1 protein-coding gene is annotated in these 4,427 nt (G+C 62.3%); it reads right to left on the bottom strand.

Annotated elements, in window-relative coordinates; translation table 11 throughout:
* Positions 1 to 183: 183 nt before the first annotated feature.
* Positions 184 to 4,427 (bottom strand): beta strand repeat-containing protein (locus AACY42_RS27975; RefSeq protein WP_339483733.1); only part of this gene is annotated, 4,244 nt, incomplete at its 5' end.

The following is a 4,427-nucleotide window of genomic DNA, read 5'->3' as shown; positions in this document are numbered from 1 at the left end:
GCGGGTGCTGACACACCAGTGATAGCTACGGCCTCTTTCCCCGCGCGCACCCAATCTTAAGCCGAGCACTTGTTTGCTGCGCGACAGCGCAGCGTCGAAGACGCGGCGGGGACTCCCTCGCCACAAAGGCAAAACCCGCCATGTCCAGACCGGAGATGGCGGGTTTTGTCGTTTCAGCTCACCTCACACGGTGTCCACTTTCAACGAATGGTCATTCAACATGCCGTTGATGATGGTCGCCGTATCCGCCCCGCCCGCGATCATCCCGCCTGCGCCGGGTGTGACGCCGTAATGACTGGCGAGGTTGACGCCGGCCAGGTCGATGGTCTGGTTCGGCGTGGCGCCGGCAATGGCACTGATATCGATGCTGGTGACGACCGAAGCACCGCTGCCGCTCACGCTGAAATGCAGATAATCATCCAGTGACGCCGCGCTGCCGTTCTCCCCTTGCAACAGCTGGGACAGGTCGAGTTTGTCGACGCCGGGGGCGAAGTCCGTGATCACGTCGTGACCGCTGTTGCCTGCCTGCCATTGAAAGGTATCGGCACCGCTGCCGCCAGTGAGCGTGTTGTTGCCCAGGCCGCCGATCAGCAGGTCATCGCCGCCACCGCCATTGAGCACGTCATGGCCCAATCCACCGTTGATGCGGTTGCTGACGCCATCGCCGGTGAGGGTGTCGTTGAAGTTCGAACCCATCAGGTTTTCGATGCCTGCCAGTGTGTCGGTGCCGGCGCCAAGGGTGTTCTGCGCCGCCAGCAGGCCCAGGTTGACGGCGACCCCGGCGGTCGCGTGAGCATAGCTCGCGGTGTCGTTGCCCGTACCGCCGTCAAGCAGATCATTCCCCGCGCCACTGTAGAGCAAGTCATTGCCTGCCCCGCCGTGCAGGGTGTTGTTGCCCGAGCCCGCGCTGAGTATGTCGTTGCCGTCGCCCGCATTGAGGATGTTGTCACCGTTGCCGGCGATCAGCACATCGTCACCGGTGGTGCCCGTCAGGGTATGGCCCGCCTGGTAGCTGATGTCCACCGCCGCGCTGTCGCTACCGCCATGGTTGTCGCTGGCGGTGTAGCTGCCGTGGTAATCCGGTGTGCTGTCCTGCGCCCCCGCATAGTCAACGGTCAGGGTCAGTTGATAGTTTTCCGCCGCTTTGGAATTACCGCCGCCGGGATTGGGGATGTTGGTGACGTGGATCTGGTAGTTGCCATCCGCTGCCGCGGTGAAAGAAGCGCCATCGTTGATCGCAATGAATGGCCCGCCGTTGAGTGAATACTCCATCGCAATGCGACCGGCCGAAAGGTTGTGGTCCAGGGTGAGGGTTTCGCCCTGCTTGAGGCTGATGTTGAGCCGGTCTTCATCGTTGGCGTTGTTATTGGACACCATCCCCAGTGCACCGCTGACCACCAGCATCGCCGTCATGCTCGCGGTATTGGCGACGAAGGCACTGCGGCTGAGGTTGATCGACTGCACGTTGTTGCCGGTGAAACTGGCCGTGCCGGTGCTGCCAGTGAAATCCCCGCCTTTGGCGGTCCAACCGGTATTGAAACTGGTGGGTGAGGCGGTGAGCGGATCGCCGTTGGCGTCGCTGTCGTTGCCCAGCAGCAATTCGCCCGGTACCACGATGTTGCCTGACAGCACGTTGGTGATGATGTTGTCGTCCATCGCCACGGGAGGGCTGTTGGGCACGACGTTGATCACCAGGCTGGAACTGGCCAGATCGCCATCGTTGTCACTGACGGTGTAGCCGATGTTTTCGCTGATCAATACGCTCGTGGCAGTCTGGGAGGTATAGCTGAACGCACCGGTATCAAGGTTGATCACCAGGGTACCGTCATGGGCGGTGGCAATGCTCAACGTGTTGGTGGACGTATTGAAACTGCCGTGGTTGACCCCGCCGCTGGCGCTCAGTGCACCCTGACCGCCGTTGGCTGCGGGGTCATAGCTGTACGTAGTGCCATCGACCACCAGGCTTTTTACAAACCCGCCATCGGCGCCAAACGAGCCACCCTCGCCCAACAGGCTGCCGGTGACCGGTATGCCTTGCACGGTGCCAGAAAGCACCGAGTTGAGCTGGTTCAGGTCGGTCACCACCACCGCGTTGGTATTGGTGTGGGTGCTGCCGTCGTAGGCCAGCGGGTCGAGGTGGGCGTTGCTGACGCCGCTGCCCAGGCCGATGGCGTAGTTCTTGATGCCATTGGCGTCGAGGAAGGCTTTCCATGCGGCCTCATCTGCCGCACCGGTTTCCTGGCCCGAGGTGGGTTTGCCATCGGAGAAGAAGTAGCCGATGTTCTGCGCCCCGGTCAGTTGCCCGGACGTGACAAACGCAGTCTTGGCTACCGCCACCGCCGCGTCGTAGTTGGTCCCGCCACCCGCCGACAGGCTCGAGAGAAGCGACTTGGCAGTCGCCACGTCGACCCACACCGAAGTCTGGTCGGTGGCACTGCTGCTGAACGTCACGAGCTGGACTTTCACATCCCCCAGGTCATCGTATTTATCGAGCAAGGCGCTGATTGCCTGTTTCGCCAGGTCCAAGCGCGAAAGCCCCGGCACACCAGAGTCATCGGCCATGCTGCCGGACACGTCGAGCACGATCAGCAGGTTCGAATCGATCTGCACCGCCGTGACCGAACGCTCGGACGCAATGGCCATTGGCACGTCATCGACGATGCTGACCACCAGACTGCCGGTGGTGCTGTTGCCCAGGGAATCCGTGGCCTGATAGGTGAAGCTTTCGCTCAGCACGTTCGGGCCATCATTGGCAGGGGGCGTGGTGTTGGCTGGCGAGGTCAGGGTGTAGGTGTACGAACCATCAGGCTGGAGCAGCAACTGGCCGTAGGCGCCGCTGGCGTTGCCCACCAGCGTGTACGTGACGGCGCCAGTGGCACCGCTGACTGAACCGACCAAGGTACCGCTGGCGGTTTCGCTGGTAGCACTCGGGTCGCTGCCGGTGACGGTGCCAGGAGCCAGGTCCTGGCCGTCCTGGGTCAGGTCGAGGGCTTTTTCGTAGACCGTGATGTCGTGGTCGGTTGCTGCAACGAGGCAGCTGTTGTGCACGTCAATGCTGATGGTGGTGGTGCTTTCATCACCATCGGCATCACGCACGGTGTAGGTGAATACATCGGTCGCGCCGGGTGCGACGACAGAGTCGGGGTTGCTGTGGTAGACGGCGTTGCCATTGGCGTCCAGGGTCAGGTAACCATAGGTGCCGTTGATCTGGTTGTTGAGACCACCGACAGCGGAGGTTGAAGTGTCATTGCCGGCGCGTACACCGATCACCACGCCACCGTCTGCGCCAAGCACGTCGTTGCCCAGCACGTTGCCGTTGACCGTGCCGCCCTCCACCACCGAGGCGAAATCGGCATGGGCGTTGGGCACGTCGTCGACAATATCGATGACGATGGTGCTGGTGACTGTGTTGCCCAGCGAGTCCGTGGCTTGGTAGGTGAAGCTTTCGCTCAAGACGTTGGGGCCATCGTTGGCCTGGGGCGTCGTCGTGGCCGGCGAGGTCAAGGTGTAGGTGTACGAACCATCAGGCTGGAGCGACAGTTGACCGTAGGCACCGGTGGCATTGCCCACCAAGGTAAAGGTCACCGCACCGATGGCGCCAGTCACCGAGCCGACAAGGCTGCCGCTGGCGGTCTCGCTGGTAGCACTCGGGTCACTGCCGGTGACGGTGCCAGGGGCCAGGTCCTGGCCGTCCTGGGTCAGGTCGAGGGCTTTTTCGTAGACGCTGATTTCGTGGTCCGACGTGGCAACGATGCAGCTTTCGTGAACATCGATGGTGATGGTGGTGGTGCTTTCATCGCCATCGGCATCGCGCACAGTGTAGGTGAACACATCGGTCGCGCCTGGGGCACTGACGGTGTTGGGGTTGCTGTGATAGACGGCGTTGCCGTTGGCGTCCAGGGTCAGGTAGCCGTAGGTACCGTTGATCTGGGTATTCAAGCCGCCAAGCGCAGGAGTCGAAGTGTCGTCGCCAGCACGCACGCCGACCACGGCACCACTCGCGGCAGGCCCGTCGGCACCGCCTTCGTCGTTGTTCAGGACGTTGCCACTGACCGTCCCGCCCTCATCCACCGAGGCGGAATCAGCGTGAGCGGTCGGCAGGTCATCGACAATGTTCACGTCCAGATTCCCGTTGGCGGTGGTGCCGTTGTCGTCGGTGGCGACGACCGCAAATTGCTCGCTGAGGCTGTTGGCGCCGTTGGCGTTTGGATGGGTTTCATTGTCCAGCAGCGTGTAGCTGTAACTGACCACCCCAGTCGCAGCGTTGAAACCGGTGATGGTCAGGGTGTTGCCCAGCGCGGTGGTAATCGATTGTGGGAAACCGGCTGCCACACCGCCCGTCACCACGTTGATACCGCCCACGCTCAGGGTCTGCACACCGTCCAACGCAGTCACGGTAAAGGTGCCGCTTTGGGTCAGCGCCGGCG

It is taken from the genome of Pseudomonas sp. RL_5y_Pfl2_73, assembly GCF_963970515.1.
In the GTDB taxonomy this organism is placed as follows: Bacteria; Pseudomonadota; Gammaproteobacteria; order Pseudomonadales; family Pseudomonadaceae; genus Aquipseudomonas.
The sequence above is the reverse complement of the archived record's forward strand: the minus strand, read 5'-3'. Positions and strand labels throughout refer to the sequence as shown.